At 60.2% G+C, this 16,240-nt stretch carries 19 protein-coding genes; 13 read left to right on the top strand and 6 right to left on the bottom strand.

Annotated elements, in window-relative coordinates; all coding sequences use genetic code 11:
• Window positions 1-36: 36 nt before the first annotated feature.
• The 6 genes from mtrB to HMPREF2943_RS06810 all read left to right on the top strand — a co-directional run bounded on the left by mtrB (window position 37) and on the right by HMPREF2943_RS06810 (window position 8,252).
• Window positions 37-1,710: an MtrAB system histidine kinase MtrB gene (gene mtrB / locus HMPREF2943_RS06835; RefSeq protein ID WP_284762979.1), complete on the top strand. Its 1,674-nt coding sequence runs from the start codon at window positions 37-39 to the stop codon at window positions 1,708-1,710.
• Window positions 1,707-3,416 carry an MtrAB system accessory lipoprotein LpqB gene (lpqB, locus tag HMPREF2943_RS06830; RefSeq protein ID WP_070711162.1) on the top strand — a complete coding sequence of 570 codons (1,710 nt, stop codon included), beginning with the start codon at window positions 1,707-1,709 and terminating at the stop codon, window positions 3,414-3,416. The genes mtrB and lpqB overlap by 4 nt, the downstream gene beginning before the upstream one ends.
• Window positions 3,417-3,437: 21 nt before the next feature.
• On the top strand, window positions 3,438-4,118 hold the full coding sequence (locus HMPREF2943_RS06825; protein WP_049754559.1) for a ComF family protein: 681 nt from the start codon (window positions 3,438-3,440) through the stop codon (window positions 4,116-4,118).
• 170 nt (window positions 4,119-4,288) lie between these two features.
• Window positions 4,289-4,933: a ribosome hibernation-promoting factor, HPF/YfiA family gene (gene hpf / locus HMPREF2943_RS06820; RefSeq protein ID WP_010189188.1), complete on the top strand. Its 645-nt coding sequence runs from the start codon at window positions 4,289-4,291 to the stop codon at window positions 4,931-4,933.
• Window positions 4,934-5,206: 273 nt separating this feature from the next.
• Window positions 5,207-7,759: a preprotein translocase subunit SecA gene (gene secA / locus HMPREF2943_RS06815; RefSeq protein WP_070711161.1), complete on the top strand. Its 2,553-nt coding sequence runs from the start codon at window positions 5,207-5,209 to the stop codon at window positions 7,757-7,759.
• A 133-nt stretch (window positions 7,760-7,892) separates the two neighbouring features.
• Window positions 7,893-8,252 (top strand): hypothetical protein, encoded by a 360-nt coding sequence (locus HMPREF2943_RS06810; protein WP_070446156.1) that lies wholly within the window; start codon window positions 7,893-7,895, stop codon window positions 8,250-8,252.
• Window positions 8,253-8,333: 81 nt separating this feature from the next.
• On the opposite strand, the gene HMPREF2943_RS12200 is transcribed toward HMPREF2943_RS06810, so the two are convergent.
• Complete coding sequence (locus tag HMPREF2943_RS12200) at window positions 8,334-8,738, bottom strand: hypothetical protein (protein ID WP_083276453.1); 405 nt, start codon at window positions 8,736-8,738, stop codon at window positions 8,334-8,336.
• Between the two features lie 220 nt (window positions 8,739-8,958).
• Between HMPREF2943_RS12200 and HMPREF2943_RS06805 the strand changes: the two genes are divergently transcribed.
• The 4 genes from HMPREF2943_RS06805 (at window position 8,959) to HMPREF2943_RS06790 (ending at window position 10,945) form a co-directional block, all read left to right on the top strand.
• The gene (locus tag HMPREF2943_RS06805; RefSeq protein ID WP_010189184.1) at window positions 8,959-9,369 is read left to right on the top strand and encodes an HAD-IA family hydrolase; all 411 of its coding nucleotides are present in this window, start codon (window positions 8,959-8,961) and stop codon (window positions 9,367-9,369) included.
• A 12-nt stretch (window positions 9,370-9,381) separates the two neighbouring features.
• The gene (locus HMPREF2943_RS06800; RefSeq protein ID WP_201829629.1) at window positions 9,382-9,888 is read left to right on the top strand and encodes a DUF6912 family protein; all 507 of its coding nucleotides are present in this window, start codon (window positions 9,382-9,384) and stop codon (window positions 9,886-9,888) included.
• Window positions 9,889-9,973: 85 nt separating this feature from the next.
• Entirely contained in the window at window positions 9,974-10,285 is a 312-nt protein-coding gene (locus tag HMPREF2943_RS06795; protein WP_070446152.1) for a hypothetical protein, read from the top strand.
• Window positions 10,286-10,339: 54 nt separating this feature from the next.
• A complete protein-coding gene (locus HMPREF2943_RS06790) occupies window positions 10,340-10,945 on the top strand; it encodes a hypothetical protein (protein ID WP_070711160.1) in 606 nt (201 codons plus the stop codon).
• Between the two features lie 60 nt (window positions 10,946-11,005).
• Here the strand turns inward: HMPREF2943_RS06790 and rsgA are convergent, their stop codons facing one another.
• Window positions 11,006-12,028, bottom strand: coding sequence for a ribosome small subunit-dependent GTPase A (gene rsgA, locus HMPREF2943_RS06785; protein WP_070711159.1), 1,023 nt, complete (start codon window positions 12,026-12,028; stop codon window positions 11,006-11,008).
• On the bottom strand, window positions 12,021-13,325 hold the full coding sequence (gene aroA / locus HMPREF2943_RS06780; protein ID WP_070711158.1) for a 3-phosphoshikimate 1-carboxyvinyltransferase: 1,305 nt from the start codon (window positions 13,323-13,325) through the stop codon (window positions 12,021-12,023). The genes rsgA and aroA overlap by 8 nt, the downstream gene beginning before the upstream one ends.
• On the opposite strand from aroA, the gene HMPREF2943_RS06775 reads away from it, so the two are divergent.
• Entirely contained in the window at window positions 13,324-13,986 is a 663-nt protein-coding gene (locus HMPREF2943_RS06775) for an SOS response-associated peptidase (protein WP_070446142.1), read from the top strand. The two genes, aroA and HMPREF2943_RS06775, sit on opposite strands and share 2 nt — an antisense overlap.
• An 11-nt stretch (window positions 13,987-13,997) precedes the next feature.
• Here the strand turns inward: HMPREF2943_RS06775 and ybaK are convergent, their stop codons facing one another.
• Window positions 13,998-14,501 carry a Cys-tRNA(Pro) deacylase gene (gene ybaK, locus HMPREF2943_RS06770; protein ID WP_070446140.1) on the bottom strand — a complete coding sequence of 168 codons (504 nt, stop codon included), beginning with the start codon at window positions 14,499-14,501 and terminating at the stop codon, window positions 13,998-14,000.
• Window positions 14,502-14,538: 37 nt separating this feature from the next.
• Between ybaK and HMPREF2943_RS06765 the strand changes: the two genes are divergently transcribed.
• Both HMPREF2943_RS06765 and rsrA read left to right on the top strand, forming a co-directional pair.
• Window positions 14,539-15,144 carry a sigma-70 family RNA polymerase sigma factor gene (locus tag HMPREF2943_RS06765; RefSeq protein ID WP_070446138.1) on the top strand — a complete coding sequence of 202 codons (606 nt, stop codon included), beginning with the start codon at window positions 14,539-14,541 and terminating at the stop codon, window positions 15,142-15,144.
• Entirely contained in the window at window positions 15,144-15,416 is a 273-nt protein-coding gene (gene rsrA, locus HMPREF2943_RS06760; protein ID WP_070711157.1) for a mycothiol system anti-sigma-R factor, read from the top strand. The genes HMPREF2943_RS06765 and rsrA overlap by 1 nt, the downstream gene beginning before the upstream one ends.
• Window positions 15,417-15,511: 95 nt before the next feature.
• On the opposite strand, the gene HMPREF2943_RS12730 is transcribed toward rsrA, so the two are convergent.
• Both HMPREF2943_RS12730 and HMPREF2943_RS06755 read right to left on the bottom strand, forming a co-directional pair.
• Window positions 15,512-15,586, bottom strand: coding sequence for a 50S ribosomal protein bL37 (locus HMPREF2943_RS12730; RefSeq protein ID WP_371325741.1), 75 nt, complete (start codon window positions 15,584-15,586; stop codon window positions 15,512-15,514).
• Between the two features lie 95 nt (window positions 15,587-15,681).
• The gene (locus HMPREF2943_RS06755) at window positions 15,682-15,939 is read right to left on the bottom strand and encodes a WhiB family transcriptional regulator (protein WP_042529827.1); all 258 of its coding nucleotides are present in this window, start codon (window positions 15,937-15,939) and stop codon (window positions 15,682-15,684) included.
• Window positions 15,940-16,240: the final 301 nt, after the last annotated feature.

Here is a 16,240-nt window from a genome sequence, read left to right as displayed (position 1 = left end):
GCCCGGGATGGCGTCGTCGAGCGCTGGCGCACGTCCCTGCAGACACGTGTCTTGGGCATGATGCTGGTCGCCTCCACGGTGGTCATGATCATCCTGGCGTATGCACTGGTGTCGGTGTTGACACAACAGCTCGTGAGCCAGAAGGAAGACACCGCACTGCAGGAGCTCGACCGCGCCCGTGTGGCCGTGGAGCAGCAGATCGATGCCACCGGCACAGCAAATTCAACGCAGGTGCGCATCAACTCTGCGCGCGCCGCCTTGGGCCAAATGTCGGCGCAACAGCCCGATGCCCAAGCCGTGTATGAGCCGGTCATCGTCGTGGAAAACTCAGACGGCACGGCCACGACCTCGCCGGAGGGCTACCGTATTCCCGATGGCATGCGCGAGCTCGTCGGCCGCGGTCAGGTTGTCCAGCAATATGCCACGGTGGACCAGCAGTCGGGGGCGACCTATAACGCGTTGATGGTGGGCACACCCATCGAAAGTGATATCCCGAATACCCAGGTCTACCTCGTATTGTCCATGGAGTCCGAGGAATCCACGATGGCGCTTATGCGTGGTCTGCTCTCGGCCGCCGGAGTGGTGGTCGTGGTCCTCCTCGTAGGTATTGCCTGGCTGGCTACCCAGCAGGTGATCGTCCCGATTCGCTCCGCATCCCGCATTGCACAACGATTTGCCGCCGGCCACCTGCGCGAGCGCATGGTGGTCAACTCGGATGATGAGATGGGCCGCCTTGCTTCCTCTTTCAATGACATGGCAGACAAGCTGTCAAAGCAGATTACCCAGCTGGAGGAATATGGCGACCTCCAGCGGCAGTTTACTTCCGATGTCTCTCACGAGTTGCGCACGCCGCTGACGACGGTGCGCATGGCGGCGGATGTCATCGCGGAAGACGCAGAAGAGTTCAACCCCTACACCAAACGTTCGGCGGAGTTGCTCATCAAGGAGCTGGACCGTTTCGAGGACTTGCTCGCGGACCTTTTGGAGATCTCTCGCCACGATGCAGGCGTGGCTGATTTGTCCACAGCCTCCCTTGACATTCGCTCCTGCCTGGACTCCGCACTGAGCCAGGTGGAACACCTCGCCGCCGAGTTGGGGGTGGAGGTTATCGTTCATGCCCCAGAGGAACCCGTGGCTGTGGAATGCGATTCGCGCCGCGTCGAGCGCATCTTGCGTAACCTGCTCGCGAACGCCATTGATCACTCTGAAGGCAACCCCGTCACCGTGGATATCGGCGCGACTGAGGATGCCGTTGGCATCGCCGTCACCGATTCTGGCGTGGGACTCAAGGAAGGTCAGGAGGAGCTGGTGTTTAACCGTTTCTGGCGTGCGGATTCTTCGCGCAAGCGCCATTCTGGTGGAACCGGCTTAGGCTTGGCCATCGCTCGCGAGGATGCCGTGCTCCATGGAGGCACTCTGGATGCCATCGGCTACTTCGGCACCGGCTCGCGCTTCCGTCTAATCCTGCCACGCACCCCGGGGGAAGCGGTGGAATCTGAGCCCATTGCCCTCGAGGTCCCGGGCGCTCCGAAGCCCGTCGAAGCGGAGGAACAGTCCGCGCTCGACGTGAGCACTGAACTAGGAGCCCCTGCAGTAAAGGCAGAGCCGGATAACGGGATAGTGTGGCCCTCGGAGCGCGAAGCGCGTGGCGCGGAAGCGCCGTTCAATCAAGACATCGTCCCCGATTTCGACGAGGAGGCCCAGCGATGATTCCGGCCCGCCGCTCACTCGCAGTGCTCAGCTGCGTCGCGCTTACTACCCTCGTCGGGTGCTCGACTTTGCCGCATAACACTGATCCCCAGGTGATCGGCACCTTTGAACCTCATGAGCGGGCAGACGATGCCGTCGTGGAGCCCCGCACCGATAGCGAACCGGACCTCTTAGTCCGTGACTTCTATTCGGCCGTGGCGATTCCCACTGGCAACTACGCTGCTGCGCGCACCTTCCTTTCCTCCGAAATCGCTAATACCTGGGATCCCACGGATACCGTGCTCGTCGTGGATTCCATCGACCTTGTGACCTCAAACATGGAAGACGGTGCCCTCGAGTATTCGGTGCGCGGCAACATCATCGGCCGTCTGGCGAATGGTGGGGCCTATGTCCCGGATAACTCGCGTCTTGAGGCGACTGTCCGCCTGCGCCAGTTCAATGGGCAATGGCGCATTACCGACCTGCCTACTGGTGCGGTGATCGAGCGCACGGAACTGCGCAACCGCTACCGCCCGCAGTCGCTGTACTTCTTCGGTACAACCCAGCGCCTACTGGTGGCGGACCGTCGGTGGCTCTACTCGGGAAAGGACTCGATCGCTTCAGAGTTGGTCACCCTCCTGCTACAGGGGCCGTCTTCCGATATCGCTCCGGCGACCTCCACCTTGATCCCGAAGGATGCCACTTTCTTAGGCATCAACGATGGTGTGTATGAATTCAGTGGGATGTCAGCAATGAGCCAGGAGGAGCGCCTTAAATTTGCCTCCCAGTTGGTCTGGACTCTCAACAATGCGGAGATCACTAATTCAGTTCGCGCCACCATCGATGGCAGCCCCTTGGTTGACAACATGGAGGAGATGACCATCGATGATTTCGCCGAGTTCAACCCAGAGGTAGCTGCCCAATCCGTGCCCAAGCTCTACGCCGTCAACGACGGCTCCCTGCTGGAAGTCAAGGGCGAAGGTAGCACCGAGGTACAGGGCATGGCCGGCCAGATCCATGACATCCAGTCCGCCGATATCTCGGATGAGGGGATGGTGGCCGCGGTGCGTAAGCGTTCTGAGAAGGAATCGCAGCTGGCGATGGGCGAGCTCGGCCACGGACTCAAGGGTTCGGTCAAGGGCGAAACCCTAGCCCGCCCCACCTTTGAGGTGGGCGGCCAGGTGGCGTGGACCGTTGTTGACGGCAAACATGTAGTCCGTGTGACGCGTTCGCCGGCGACTGGCGAACTGAGTACCGCGGAGGTGGACACCTCTGCACTGGAGAACGTGGAGGGAGAGATCTCGGTCATTCGACTGTCCCTCACGGGAGCCCGTATCGCCATGATCATCGACGGCAGCATTTACACAGGCGTGGTGGCCCGCGCGACCTCGGGCGAGCGGCGTATCGTCAACATCCACCAAGTTGGTCCAGAGCTGACCGGCTCGGCCTTGTCCGTGGAGTGGCAGACGGATGGTTCTTTGCTCGTGGGTACCTCGGCGTCGAATTCGCCCGTGTGGCGTATTGAGCAAGACGGTTCCTCTGCTACCACCTTACCTACCGGAAATATCACCGCGCCGGTGGTGGCGGTGGCTTCCTCACCGTCGACGCACTACGTCACCGATGCGCATGCTCTACTGCAGCTTCCCGCAGGCGGATCTGAACGCTCGTATTGGCGTGAAGTCGAAGGCCTGCAGGGAGTGCGATCCTCACCCATCATCGCGCGCTAGAGTCGCGCTAAAGTGGGGCGCATGCCGAAGAATCGGGGGATAGGGGAGGCCACGGCTGCTCTCGTGGAGCTTTTCTTGCCACGCCCCTGCGCTGGGTGCGGGGGAGAAACAGCTGCGGGCGGGGTGTTGTGCGCTTCCTGCCAGGAACACTTGCGGCAGGTTCCACGCCGGGTGGAACGGCCGCGGCCCCTGGGGTTTCCGGCATGGGCTCTTGGTCCCTATTCCGATACTCGCCGTGGTGTCATCATCGCCATGAAGGAACACGGGCACCACGCAGTGCGTGCTCACCTCGGGGCGGTGTTCGCTGCCGGCATCGATTACTTGCGCGCCCGCGGTGATATCCCGGAGACTGGGTTGCTCGTGCCGGCGCCGACGCGCGTGTCCTCGGCTCGTCGCCGCGGTGGCGATCCTGTTGCCGCGCTGTGCCAGGCAGCGGCTGCCAGGCTTCCAGGCTGGGCTGTGGTTAATGCCCTGAGCACGGCTGAAAGCAGTGCGGATCAATCAGAGCTCAGCGCCGTGGAGCGCGCCGATAACATGCGGACAGCCGTGCTGTTGCGTCCCGCCGCCCGCGAACTGGTGGGGAAGAACGTGATGCTTGTCGACGACGTCATCACCACCGGCGCAACTCTGCGTGCTAGCGCCGCGCGTGTATGGGCTATCGGGGGTGACGTCGCGGGCGCGATTGTGCTGGCAGATGCGTAAGGCGGGCCATCATCATGCATGAGTGTAGGGGCCAGTCATCGTGTAGGTTATGACCAGTGGTAACATGAGGGGTGTCACAGGGAAGCGGGCTTCCGGCTCCTTATCACAGGCTTGTAGAAGTCCGCAGAATGTGCAGTCATTCAGTCCCCACGAGTATAGGGAGGCATTTCATGTCCCAGCAGACCAACGCTCAGGTCACCATCACCGGCCGTAACGTGGAGGTTCCGGAGCACTTCCAGGAACGTGTCACTGAAAAACTAGCCAAGATCGAGCGCCTTGATCCGACCCTGACCTTCTTCCACGTGGAGCTGCAGCACGAGCCGAACCCGCGCCGCGAGTCCGAGGCAGAGCGTCTGCAGATCACCGCTACCGGTAAGGGGCACATCGCTCGCGCCGAGGCGAAGGAAGATTCTTTCTATGCGGCACTCGAGACCGCCCTGGGCAAGATGGAACGCTCCCTGCGCAAGGTTAAGGTGCGCCGTGAGAACGTGAAGTCCGGCCACCGCGCCCAGAAGGGTACTGGTCAGATCGCCGCTGAGCTGGTCGCTGAAGCTGAGGCAGCTAAGCCCGCTAAGGAAGAGCGCTACATCGATCCCTACGCCGAGACTGTCGAGGATGTTCGCCCGGGCCAGGTTGTCCGCTTCAAGGAGCACCCGGCAACCCCGATGTCTGTTGATGATGCGCTCAGCGAGATGGAGCTGGTCGGCCACGACTTCTACCTCTTTATCAACGAGGAGAACAACAAGCCTTCTGTGGTTTACCGCCGCCACGCATTCGACTACGGTCTTATTTCCCTGACGGATGCTGATGCTTAAGGCCTGAGCCTTAAAGGCCGTAGGGCCTAACACACAAGGCTCCCTGCCCCGCAGCGCACACGCGCAGCGAGACAGGGAGCCTTCTTATGTCTCTATTAGGCATTGTTAATCTTCGATCATCTTTTTTCGTGACGGCCGAGGGGAGCGTCCTGCAAACGTCGGGGTGGGGACAGAATTGCACTTTGGGTTGGGTGGCGAATCGTGAGAGAAAAGCTAGTGAGTACAATGGCGACGAGTTAACTTATTTGTCGCGACAAGAAGGACTATCTAGACGTGTTTGGACTTTCCAAGCTGCTCCGTGCCGGTGAGGGGCGCACCGTCAAGCGCCTGGCCAAAATTGCAGATGATGTTATTGCCTTAGAAGATAAATTCGCGGCGCTGTCGGACGACGAGCTCAAGGCTAAGACTGACGAGTTTAAGAAGCGTCTGGCGGATGGCGAAAAGATGAATGACATCCTTCTCGAAGCCTTCGCCACCGTGCGTGAGGCTGCCTGGCGTGTGCTTGACCAGAAGCACTACAAGGTGCAGGTTATGGGCGGTGCCGCCCTGCACTTCGGCAACGTCGCTGAGATGCGCACCGGTGAGGGCAAGACCCTGACCTCGCTGCTGCCGGCCTACCTCAATGCGCTGGAGGGCAAGGGCGTACACATCGTGACGGTCAACGATTACTTGGCCAAGCGTGACGCCGAGATGATGGGCCGTGTCCACCGCTGGCTGGGCCTCACCGTTGGCGTCATCCTCTCCGAAATGCGCCCTGCGGAGCGCAAGGAAGCGTATGCTTGCGACATCACGTACGGCACCAACAATGAGCTGGGCTTTGACTACCTGCGCGACAACATGGTCCGCTCGCTCAATGACACGGTCCAGCGTGGCCACAATTACTGCATTGTGGATGAGGTTGACTCCATCCTGATCGACGAGGCCCGTACCCCGCTCATTATTTCCGGACCGGTCGACGGCTCCTCCCAGTTCTACGGCGTTTTCTCCAAGCTGGCACCGAAGATGCGCGAGGGCATCCACTACGAGGTGGACCACAAGAAGCGCACCATTGGTGTGCTGGAGGAGGGCGTCGAATTCGTCGAGGATCAGCTGGGCATTGAAAACCTCTACGCCCCAGAGCACTCCCAGTTGGTGTCCTACCTCAACAATGCCTTGAAGGCGAAGGAGCTCTTCACCCGCGATAAGGACTACATTGTCCGCAATGGCGAAGTGCTGATCGTGGATAGCTTCACCGGCCGTGTTCTGGCTGGCCGCCGCTACAACGAAGGTATGCACCAGGCTATTGAGGCAAAGGAAGAGGTGGAGATCAAGAACGAGAACCAGACTCTCGCCACCGTTACGCTCCAGAACTACTTCCGCCTCTACGACAAGATTTCCGGCATGACCGGTACCGCAGAAACCGAGGCTGCTGAGTTGCACTCCATCTATGGGCTAGATGTGGTGCCGATTCCGACGAATAAGCCGAACCAGCGTACCGATCACTCCGACCGCATCTACAAGACCCAGGAAGCCAAGTTCGCTGCGGTGGTGGATGACATCGAGGAACACGTTGCCGACGGCCAGCCGGTGTTGGTGGGTACCACCTCCGTGGAGCGCTCCGAGTACCTCTCGCAACTGTTGAGCAAGCGCGGAATCAAGCACTCGGTACTCAATGCGAAGCACCATGAGGAAGAGGGACAGATCGTCGCCCGTGCCGGCCGCCCGGGCGCCGTAACCGTCGCCACCAACATGGCCGGCCGCGGTACCGATATCGTGCTCGGCGGTAACCCCGAGGTCATCCTGGATGAGAAGCTGCGCGAGCGCGGCCTCGATCCCTTTGAGGATGAAGAGAAGTACCAGGAGGCCTGGGATGCCGAGATCGATCAGGAGAGGGAACGCTCCAAGCGCCTGGGCGACGAGGTCCGCGAGGCCGGCGGCCTGTACGTATTGGGCACCGAGCGCCACGAGTCGCGCCGTATTGATAACCAGCTGCGCGGCCGTTCCGGCCGTCAGGGTGACCCGGGTGAGACCCGTTTCTACCTGTCCATGCGTGATGAGCTCATGGTGCGCTTCGTGGGCCAGTCCATGGAGAATATGATGAACCGCCTCAACGTGCCAGATGATGTGCCGATCGAGGCCAAGATGGTCTCTAACTCCATCAAGGGTGCACAGGCACAGGTGGAAAACCAGAACTTTGAGATGCGTAAGAACGTGCTCAAGTACGATGAGGTACTCAATGAGCAGCGCAAGGTGGTATACGCCACCCGCCACGACATCCTCGAGGCCAGCGACATCAAGGACAACATCCGCGAGATGATCAACGACACCGTGTCTGCCTACGTGGCGGGTGCGACGGCTACCGGCTACGTGGAGGACTGGAACCTAGACGAGCTGTGGAATGCGCTGGAGTCCCTCTACGGGCCGACCATGACGCACGAGGAGCTTGTCGCCGGTACCGAGTACGGCTCCGCCGGCGAGATTTCTGCGGAGCAGCTGCGCGATGCACTGTTGGCTGATGCGAATTCCGAGTACGACCAACTCGAAGAAGCTGTGAGCGCTATCGGTGGTGAGAGCCAGATGCGCAATACCGAGCGCATGATCATCCTGCCGGTTATTGACCAGAAGTGGCGCGAGCACCTCTATGAAATGGATTACCTCAAGGAAGGCATCGGTCTGCGTGCCATGGCGCAGCGCGATCCTCTGGTGGAGTACCAGAAGGAAGGCGGCGACATGTTCAATGCCATGAACGACGCGGTCAAGGAAGAAACCGTGCGCCAGCTGTTTATGCTGCGCAAGCAGTTCAAGGCGCAGGAAGAGGCAAACGCCGTGGGCGAAGCGGAAGCCTAGGGCAACCTTGATGCGCCAGCGCTAGTCAACGCAGGACGCCGTGGGAATCATTCCCCACGGCGTCTTTTTATTGGAAGTAGTTAGGTATATACTGTCAGAACATTAATTATTGTTCTTCGGAGGTTGAGTCAGTATGCGCCGCTTGTCTCTGCGAGTAGGTCTATCCGTGTTCGCATCTGCCACCCTGCTGGGTGGCGGCGCAGCTGCTTCGGCTGTGGAACTAGCCCCAGAAGAGCAGTGCCAGCTGGCCTCCGTATTGGGCTCTCAAAGCGATGACTCCCTGAAGGGCGCTGCACTCAGTTCGCAGGATGTTGTCTCCACTCAGTGTGGCGCGGTGTCTGAACCGGAAAGTCTTGATGAAGCTACTGCGAAGCTTCCCGTGGTGGGGGCCACCATGTTTGGCGGCATCAGCCTAGCTTTGGTGAGCGCTTCTGCAGCCTTCGCCGGAATCGATTGGACACCCATCCTGATCAAGCTGGGATCGATGTTTTAAGACCAGCGCTAAGTCATAGGCGTGATTTCTAGGGCTCCTCAAGACCGCAAACTCATCTTTTCAGAACCTCTGTCTCTCGTGTCAGTGGGTTTGCAGGCCGCCCGAAAGTAAGCGGAATGACCGCAGGTGTCGGCCGGTTGCAGCGCCGGTAAAAGCGCGCCGTGTTGAGCCTAAGAGCACCGAACCGAAGAACTCACCATTTGAGCGCGCGTGCAAGCTGCGCAGCGTCATTCCTCCGTGCGATTCTGCAGCTGCCTGGGCTTTCCTCCAGGCGCGCACATGCTTAGTGATTTCTGGGGCGAAGCGTGGGTTATTGAGATGACTCAAAGGCCGCAAGGCGGCGGCGACTTCGAGAACTATGACAACGAGACCACGGATCTCTTCCCGCGTGGCCAGGTCGCGAGCTGTGGGCTCGCGCTCATAGCGGATACGTTGCGGGGCGACATACAGTTGTAGGTGGCTCATGCCGGGGATGGGGGTGTACATGTGAATAGCGTCCTCTTCCGCAGTGCGCGGTACGGAGGAAAGCGCTGAAGCAAGGATCGGGGGATGGCACAGAGAAGGAAGCTGGATGTACGTTCATTGTGCCATGGCAGCCCCGTCTGCGGCTAGAGCTTTGCAGCGCATTGGCCGGTGAGAGCAGGCGGGCGGTATGTTCGCTATACTTTCGGACGATAAACACAGTTCAATGCGAAGGGTAGATAATATGCGTGGACTCATCGTCGATTTTGTAGGCGTGCTTGACGGCACCGAAGAGGACGTCAAGCGCTGGCGGGAACTATTCGCCGCCGCGAAATCCAACGGAGTTGCCACCGCTATCCTTTCCAACGATCCGGGCGGCCCAGGTGCGGAGCACATTCGAGAGTGGGAATACCGCGGCATCGTGGATGCCGTGGTGCTTTCTGGCGAGGTTGGCGCTGAGAAGCCGGACCGTGCTGCCTTCCAAGCCGCGGCAGATGCTATTGACCTGCCGATTAATGATTGCGTCATGGTGGATGATTCCATCGTTAACGTGCGCGCTGCTGTGGAGAACGGCATGGTGGGCATGCTCTACACGGTCTTCGACCGCACGAGCGTTGAGGTTCAGGCAGTCTTCGACATTGAAGGTGAGTTCTAAGTGTCGAAGGATGTGCGCGTCTTCCTGCCGGCTACCTTCGGCATGCTGGCTGAGCTTGAGGAGACCGGCCAGCTCGCCGCACGCAGTGGTTGGGGTTTTGCGCTAACACCCGCGTTGCGTGAGTTCTATACCGAAGGCGACGAGGAAGAAATTGAGTACTCTGCCTTCCTTGAAGCTTCCATGGCTTCATTGCGCCTGCTGGCTATCGGGGACGAAGAAAAGTTTCCCCACCGACGCGTGGTCATCTCCGTCGACGTGGATGAGTCCGTGGTGACTCCGAAGCCAGACATGGGTGAGCCCGTCGTGGCCCTCAACCCTGCCACGATCACGAAGGCTAACCTGCAGGCTATCCACGTGGATATCGAGGAATCCGAAGCCGCTACGGCCAAGGCTATAGACGCTATCGACAACGCTGACCTCGGAGATGAGGACGCTGAGCTCGCAGTGGGTGATGCTTTGGACAATTTCATGGCATTTTATGACCCCACCGAACTACCCATCCTCGTGGAGCTTCTCTAAGGATCTACTGGGAAATAATCACCGGTGCCTCACGCGTGGTGCTAGTCTAAGCCTCTAACGCCATCGCTTTAGAAGGAGCACCACCATGAAGAGATCCCGTCTTGCTAGCCTTGTCACCGCCGCTGCCCTGAGCACCGCTGCGCTTGTCGCCGCACCAGTTGCCGGCGCAGAGGAGCCTGCAGCACCGATCGCGCAGGTGCACGCGGATCGCAGCAAGCCGGAACCTGGGAACCCAGACCCTGATATGGCCGTGAAGCCCACGACCCCGTGGCTGCGCATCCTGGAAGGTTCATCCCAGGGTCCAGCGGCCGTCATTATCTCCGTCCTCTTCGGCATCATCAGCATTGGCTTCGCCGCCTACAAGGAGTTTGGTGATTACCTGCCCAAGTTGGGCTAATTATTGATAATCTGCGGGGGTAAAACTTTAGCTCGATCGAAAGGTTTCCTCAGTATGTCTTCCTCTCGCCTTCGCCGCGTAGTTGCTGCTTCCAGCTTGTCGGTTGCGGTTCTTGCCGGTGGTGTCGCAGCCCCCACGGCGGGCGCGGTAAGCACCACCATCAAGGATGAGAAGTGCACCATCACCTTGAGCGAGGAGGAAGCCAGCGACCTGAAGAATGCGGAGTCGAAGGCCAATGATGTCGACAGCAGCTTGCTAAAGAATGGCCTTAAGATTTCGCCCAAGGACGCGGAGAAGCGTGCTCGCGCCGTAGAGGACCAGTCGGAAGAGCTCTACCGTGCACTGGCAGGTTACGAGGCGGAGGAAGAGCTCGGTGATGAGAACGCGGTCAAGCGCGCCAAGAACAACATTGCGGTGGTAGAGGCCTTCCGTGGCATCGCGCCGGAGTACATCAAGGCGCTCAACGCCTGTGCGAAGAAGGAAGAGTTCAATAAGAGGGAGGCGAGCGGTGCCAACACTTCCTCCAATATCGATACCGGCGGCGCTATCATCCTCGGTGTTACCGGCGGCTTGGCCGTGATCCTGATGGTCCTCCGCGCGGCTGGCCCCTTCCTTAAGACTGTTCTGCCGCCGCAGCTGGCAGCAATGCTTCCGCTTTAAAACTAGGCCCCGTTAGGGCGCCTAAGGCCTTTCCTGCGCTAGGAGTAAGGCCCTTAGGCCTTAGGCCCAATCAACGTTGGTGCGCAGGGAAGCCAGCAGGTTGCGAACCGCATCACGGCGGCGTGCAGAAGCTGTCCCTTCCTCTATGCTGAGGTCCAACCCGCATTCGGGGTCCGCGGGTGGCCCGGCATGCGTGCAGCCACGCGGGCAATCCTCAATCGCTTCGGCAAGATCATCGAAGACCTCAATGACGTTTTCCGCATCAATGTGGGCTAGGCCGAAGGAGCGGATGCCTGGGGTATCAATGATCCACCCGCCATGCGGGGTGCTTCCTTCCGCCGGCAGTCGCAGCGCCACCGACTGCGTCGATGTATGGCGGCCTTTGCCCACGGCGGAGACTTCGCCGGTTTCGCGGTTGGCATCCGGGACGAGCCGGTTGACCAAGGTTGATTTACCCACACCGGAGTGGCCGATGAGGGCCGTGACATGTCCATCAATTGCGGCACAGACCTGCTCCAGTCCATCGTCCACGCCAGCTTCCACCACGGTGACATCCAAGTCCGCAAACTCTTGGGCGAACGGAGTGGGGTCGGTGAGGTCGGTCTTCGTCAGGCACAGGACCGGCTGGATATTGCCGGCGAAGGCCGCGATGAGAGCACGCTCCACGAATCCGGAGCGCGGCGGTGGATCCGCCACAGCACTCACGATCAGCAGGCGGTCTGCATTCGCCACCACGATGCGCTCATAAGGGTCTGTGTCATCCGCGGTGCGCCGAAGGACGGAAGTGCGCTCCTCTAGCTTCACGATGCGCGCGAGGGTGTCCTTCTTACCAGAAGTATCGCCCACGACGCCGACCCGATCACCGACCTCGACGGGCGTGCGGCCCATCTCGCGGGCGCGCATAGCGGTGACGACTGGGCCATCATTATCAAGGGCAACTCCCCAGCGCCCGCGGTCCTTGGTGATGACCATGCCGAACTTGGCATCCTTGTGCTTCGGACGGTCCTTCGTGCGGGGGCGCGACCCTTTGCCCGGCCGGATACGGACATCAGATTCGTCGTAGCTGCTCGCGCGCCTAGCCATGGATCATGGCCTCCCACATCTTGGCGAAGCCGGGCAGAGTCTTGGAGGTGGTATCGATGTCTTCGACCTCGACACCGTCGACTGCCAGGCCAATGATGGCGCCAGCGGTGGCCATGCGGTGGTCGGCGTAGGAGTGCCACTTCCCTCCGTGGAGTGGGGCAGGGGTGATGCGGAGGCCGTCGTCAAGCTCAGTGACGTTGCCGCCCAAGCCGTTAATCTCTGTAGCGAGGGCCGCCAGACGGTCCGTCTCATGGCCGCGCAGGTGCGCGATGCCGGTCAGGGTTGACGGCGTTGAGGCCAGCGCGCACAGCGCGGCTACGGTCGGGGTGAGCTCGCCGATCTCTCCCATATCGAGATCGATGCCGCGCAGGCCTGCTAGACCCTCCTGCGGGCCAGTGACCTGCAGGTAGGGATCTCGGTGAGGTGCCTGCGGGACGTACTCAACCTGTGCCCCCATGTGCTCCAGGATGCCGCGGAAAGCATCACCTGGTTGGGTCGTTTCCTCCGGCCAATTCAGAATGTTCACGCTGCCGCCGGCGACGGCCGCGGCAGCCAAAAACGGTGTGGCGTTGGACAGGTCCGGTTCGATGTACCACTCGCGGCCGTCAATCTTTCCAGGACGCACGACCCAATTATCCTCGCCCGCGACCACATGCACGCCGGCATCACGCAACATGCCGATGGTCATCAGGATGTGGGGCTGGGAAGGGACCGTGCCGCCTTCGTGGCGCACGCTGATGCCGTTGCGGTAGCGCGCCCCGGCCAGGAGCAAGCCGGAGACGAACTGGGAAGAAGCGGAGGCATCAATGGTGACTTCGGCGCCCTCCGGAATGCCATGGGGCGTGATGCTAAGTGGCAGGCTATCGCCTTCGATGTCGACGCCCAACTCACGCAAGGCCATGGTCATCGTGGACATGGGGCGCTTGCGGGCATAAGGGTCACCGTCGATGACAACGGGCCCATCGGCCAGCGCTGCCACCGGAGGCAAGAAGCGCATGATCGTGCCAGCCAGGCCACAATCGACGGTCGCGCCGTGGAGCTGGCCCGGCGTCACGCGCAGGTGCGGTCCCCACTCGGAGATACCTACGCCCATGGCCTTCAAAGCTTCTTTCATCAGGTCAGTATCGCGGGAGACCAGCGGGTTGTAGATGATAGAAGGTGAGTCGGCCAACGCAGCGAGGATGAGGGCGCGGTTGGTCATCGACTTTGACCCGGGAACTTCCTGAGTCCAGGACAACGGGCCGGCGGGTTGGGGAGCACACCAGAAAGCAGACATGTAGTCCATAATAAAGGGCATGTGCGGAAGATTTGTTCTGTTCACCGAGTCCCTACTGGAGGAAGTCGGAGCGTGGGAATCCATTACGGAAGTTCATGCGCCGGAAGGCCTGCCGCCGGCACGCTATAACATTGCTCCGACCCAGCCCATCGCCATCGTGCGGGTTGCGGAGGAGACCGTCCGCGTGGAGCCAGCGCGCTGGGGGCTTATCCCGCACTGGAAGAAGGACCTCGACGGCCCACCGCTGTTTAATGCCCGCGCGGAGACTGTGGCGCAGAAACCTTCCTTCCGGGATGCCTTCAAAGCACAGCGCTGCGTTATCCCGCTGGATGGTTACTACGAGTGGAAAGCCGGTGGGGATAAGAAGGCCAAGAAGCAGCCCTATTATGTGACCGGGCCCGATGGCCTGCTGTGGGCGGCTGGTTTGTGGGCCACGGGGTTGGAGAGGCTCTCGGCCACGATGGTGACCACGGATGCCACGGAGGAGATGGCGTGGCTGCACCACCGCTTGCCCAAGTTTCTAACTGCAGATGAAATCGCGCCCTGGCTGGCGGGGGAGGCGCTGCTGGAGCCGAGCTCTGTGCGCGGCTTTCAGGCACGCCCGGCCGACCCCGCGGTGGGCAACGTGCGCAACGACTACGCAGAGCTTATCGACGAACCACCGGCCACTGCCTTGTTCTAGTGCACGAGAGGCTAGTCGGCGAGCACGTCGGCGAAGGAGAGCTCCAGCACGCGGGGGAGATCTTTCGGATTCATCTCAATGTCGAGGCCACGCTTGCCGCCGGAGAAGAAGATGGTATCGAAGAGCAGCGCGGTCGCGTCAACGACAGTGGGCAGGACGTGTTTGTGCCCTAACGGGGAGATGCCGCCGGGGATGTAGCCGGAGGACTTGGAGGCGTCGGCAGGCGCGGCCATTGTGGCCTTGGACGCACCGAAAGCTGCGGCGGCCTTCTTGAGACTGAGCTGGTGTGTGACCGGAAGGACGCAGACGGCGAGTTGGCGTTTGGGGCCTTTGCCGGCGCTCAGATCAATGACGAGGGTTTTGAAGATACGCTCAGGAGTAACGTCGAGGGCCGCAGCGGCTGCCTCGCCGAAGTTTTCGCGACCGCCATCAAAGGTGGAGACGTGGTGGTCAATACCTGCCTCTTCGAGGAGTTTGAGAGCGGGGGTAGCGGCACGCGGGGTCTTCTTGGACATATAAACCACCCTAGTCCTGAGCGCTAGGATGGTCGGTATGGCCACAGAAACGACGAGCGAGACGCTTCAGAAACAGCGGTTGTTTGAGGAGCAAGCCTTGCCCTTGCTGGACCAGCTTTACGGCGGAGCGATGCGTCTGACGCGCAACCCGCAAGACGCGGAGGATTTGATCCAAGAGACCTACCTCAAGGCCTTTAGCAACTTCGATTCCTTCAAACAGGGGACGAACTTGAAGGCGTGGCTGTACCGCATCATGACGAATACCTACATCAACTCCTACCGGAAGGCCAAGCGCCGCCCAGTGGAATCCTCAGCGGACGAGCTTAGTGACTTTCAGCTGTATACCACGTCCGGACATGACTCCACGGGCCTGGAATCAGCGGAGGTCGAAGCGCTCAAACAGATGCCGGATTCGGAGATTTCCGAGGCCATGAATGACCTGCCGGAGGATTACCGCATGGTGGTGTACTACTCGGATGTGGTGGGTTTGGCCTATAAGGAAATCGCAGAAGTGATGGGCACTCCGTTGGGGACGGTCATGAGCCGCCTCCACCGCGGAAGAAAATTGCTTCGTGCAGCGTTGAAGGACGTAGCACGAGACAAAGGCATTGGTCGCAACCACCCAGAGATGGAGGAGAAGTAATGGAACGCGCAACAGGACGCAATTGCGGTGCGTGTAACTCTCCGGAGGTTGAAGCGCTCTTTCGGGAGCTATTCGATGAATCAACGAGCTATGCGCGAGCACTGGAAATCCGCGAGCACCTCGCGCAGTGCGATGCCTGTCAGCAACGCGTCGAGAGCGAGGAAGTAGTCCGCGCACTCGTGCGCAAATGCTGTGGGGGACAGGTCGCACCTCAGTCACTGCGCCAGCGCATTAGCGTGCAGATTACGCGGACTGAGATTACCTGGGGATAGGGCCTCGACCGCCTAAAACCGGCTCAGGATATGCAAAAGGGCTCGTTCCCTCCCTCGATTCGTGAGGGGAAGAAACGAGCCCTAAATTACTGACGTTATGCGCCAGGACGCTTGCCGTGGTTAGCGGGCTTCTTACGGCGATCCTTGCGCTTGCGGCCACGCTTGCTCATCGTATGCTCCTTCTGTTAAAGGGAAATGAACTTATTCAACTGTAGCGGCAGGGTATGCCGAGGTGTTAATCGGGGGTGCGCCTACTGTGGGTTTCTTAAGCGGAAACGCGGGCGCGAGCGCGGCTGCGGTTACGGCGCTTGATAGCGCGGCGCTCCTCCTCAGAGAGGCCGCCCCACACGCCGGCATCCTGGCCGGACTCGAGGGCCCACTTGAGGCAAGAGGAAGCGACCGGGCAGCGGTTGCAGACCAGCTTGGCCTTAGCGATCTGGGTGAGTGCAGGGCCGGAATTACCGACAGGGAAGAAGAGCTCCGGGTCTTCGTCGCGGCAAACAGCTTCGTGGCGCCAATCCATGATTGAAATCTCCTAACAAATTTTTGACAGCAGTAGATGAAAGCAGGCGCACCAAGGGCAGTTCACGGCAGTGAACTGTTCCGAGTGCTACGGGGTTTAAGTGAACTGGTCTGCGGTCAGTGGGGCCCTGTCTCGAGTTGGGGCCAGCGTCGCCGCCGCCATGGTTCACTTTTGGTTAACTTGGAGTTTTCTCCGAGTTAAGAACTGATTTAACAGCTCGTTGTTTTTGCTACCTGAGAATAATGACACGTTTACTCAAACTCCGCTAGGGGTAGAGGCTAAAAAGTGTCCAAAGTCACTA

Origin of the sequence: Corynebacterium sp. HMSC072D12 (assembly GCF_001813925.1) — a bacterium.
Lineage (GTDB): Bacteria > Actinomycetota > Actinomycetes > Mycobacteriales > Mycobacteriaceae > Corynebacterium > Corynebacterium aurimucosum.
This window is presented reverse-complemented; position numbering and strand designations above follow the sequence as displayed.

What these genes read in the sequence shown, in the direction of transcription:
- lpqB (WP_070711162.1), top strand. Translation starts at nt 1,707, where the DNA reads ATGATTCCGGCCCGCCGCTCACTCGCAGTGCTCAGCTGCGTCGCGCTT.
- HMPREF2943_RS06825 (WP_049754559.1), top strand. Translation starts at nt 3,438, where the DNA reads ATGCCGAAGAATCGGGGGATAGGGGAGGCCACGGCTGCTCTCGTGGAG.
- hpf (WP_010189188.1), top strand. Translation starts at nt 4,289, where the DNA reads ATGTCCCAGCAGACCAACGCTCAGGTCACCATCACCGGCCGTAACGTG.
- HMPREF2943_RS06810 (WP_070446156.1), top strand. Translation starts at nt 7,893, where the DNA reads ATGCGCCGCTTGTCTCTGCGAGTAGGTCTATCCGTGTTCGCATCTGCC.
- HMPREF2943_RS12200 (WP_083276453.1), bottom strand. Translation starts at nt 8,738, where the DNA reads ATGTACACCCCCATCCCCGGCATGAGCCACCTACAACTGTATGTCGCC.
- HMPREF2943_RS06805 (WP_010189184.1), top strand. Translation starts at nt 8,959, where the DNA reads ATGCGTGGACTCATCGTCGATTTTGTAGGCGTGCTTGACGGCACCGAA.
- HMPREF2943_RS06795 (WP_070446152.1), top strand. Translation starts at nt 9,974, where the DNA reads ATGAAGAGATCCCGTCTTGCTAGCCTTGTCACCGCCGCTGCCCTGAGC.
- HMPREF2943_RS06790 (WP_070711160.1), top strand. Translation starts at nt 10,340, where the DNA reads ATGTCTTCCTCTCGCCTTCGCCGCGTAGTTGCTGCTTCCAGCTTGTCG.
- rsgA (WP_070711159.1), bottom strand. Translation starts at nt 12,028, where the DNA reads ATGGCTAGGCGCGCGAGCAGCTACGACGAATCTGATGTCCGTATCCGG.
- HMPREF2943_RS06775 (WP_070446142.1), top strand. Translation starts at nt 13,324, where the DNA reads ATGTGCGGAAGATTTGTTCTGTTCACCGAGTCCCTACTGGAGGAAGTC.
- aroA (WP_070711158.1), bottom strand. Translation starts at nt 13,325, where the DNA reads ATGCCCTTTATTATGGACTACATGTCTGCTTTCTGGTGTGCTCCCCAA.
- ybaK (WP_070446140.1), bottom strand. Translation starts at nt 14,501, where the DNA reads ATGTCCAAGAAGACCCCGCGTGCCGCTACCCCCGCTCTCAAACTCCTC.
- HMPREF2943_RS06765 (WP_070446138.1), top strand. Translation starts at nt 14,539, where the DNA reads ATGGCCACAGAAACGACGAGCGAGACGCTTCAGAAACAGCGGTTGTTT.
- rsrA (WP_070711157.1), top strand. Translation starts at nt 15,144, where the DNA reads ATGGAACGCGCAACAGGACGCAATTGCGGTGCGTGTAACTCTCCGGAG.
- HMPREF2943_RS06755 (WP_042529827.1), bottom strand. Translation starts at nt 15,939, where the DNA reads ATGGATTGGCGCCACGAAGCTGTTTGCCGCGACGAAGACCCGGAGCTC.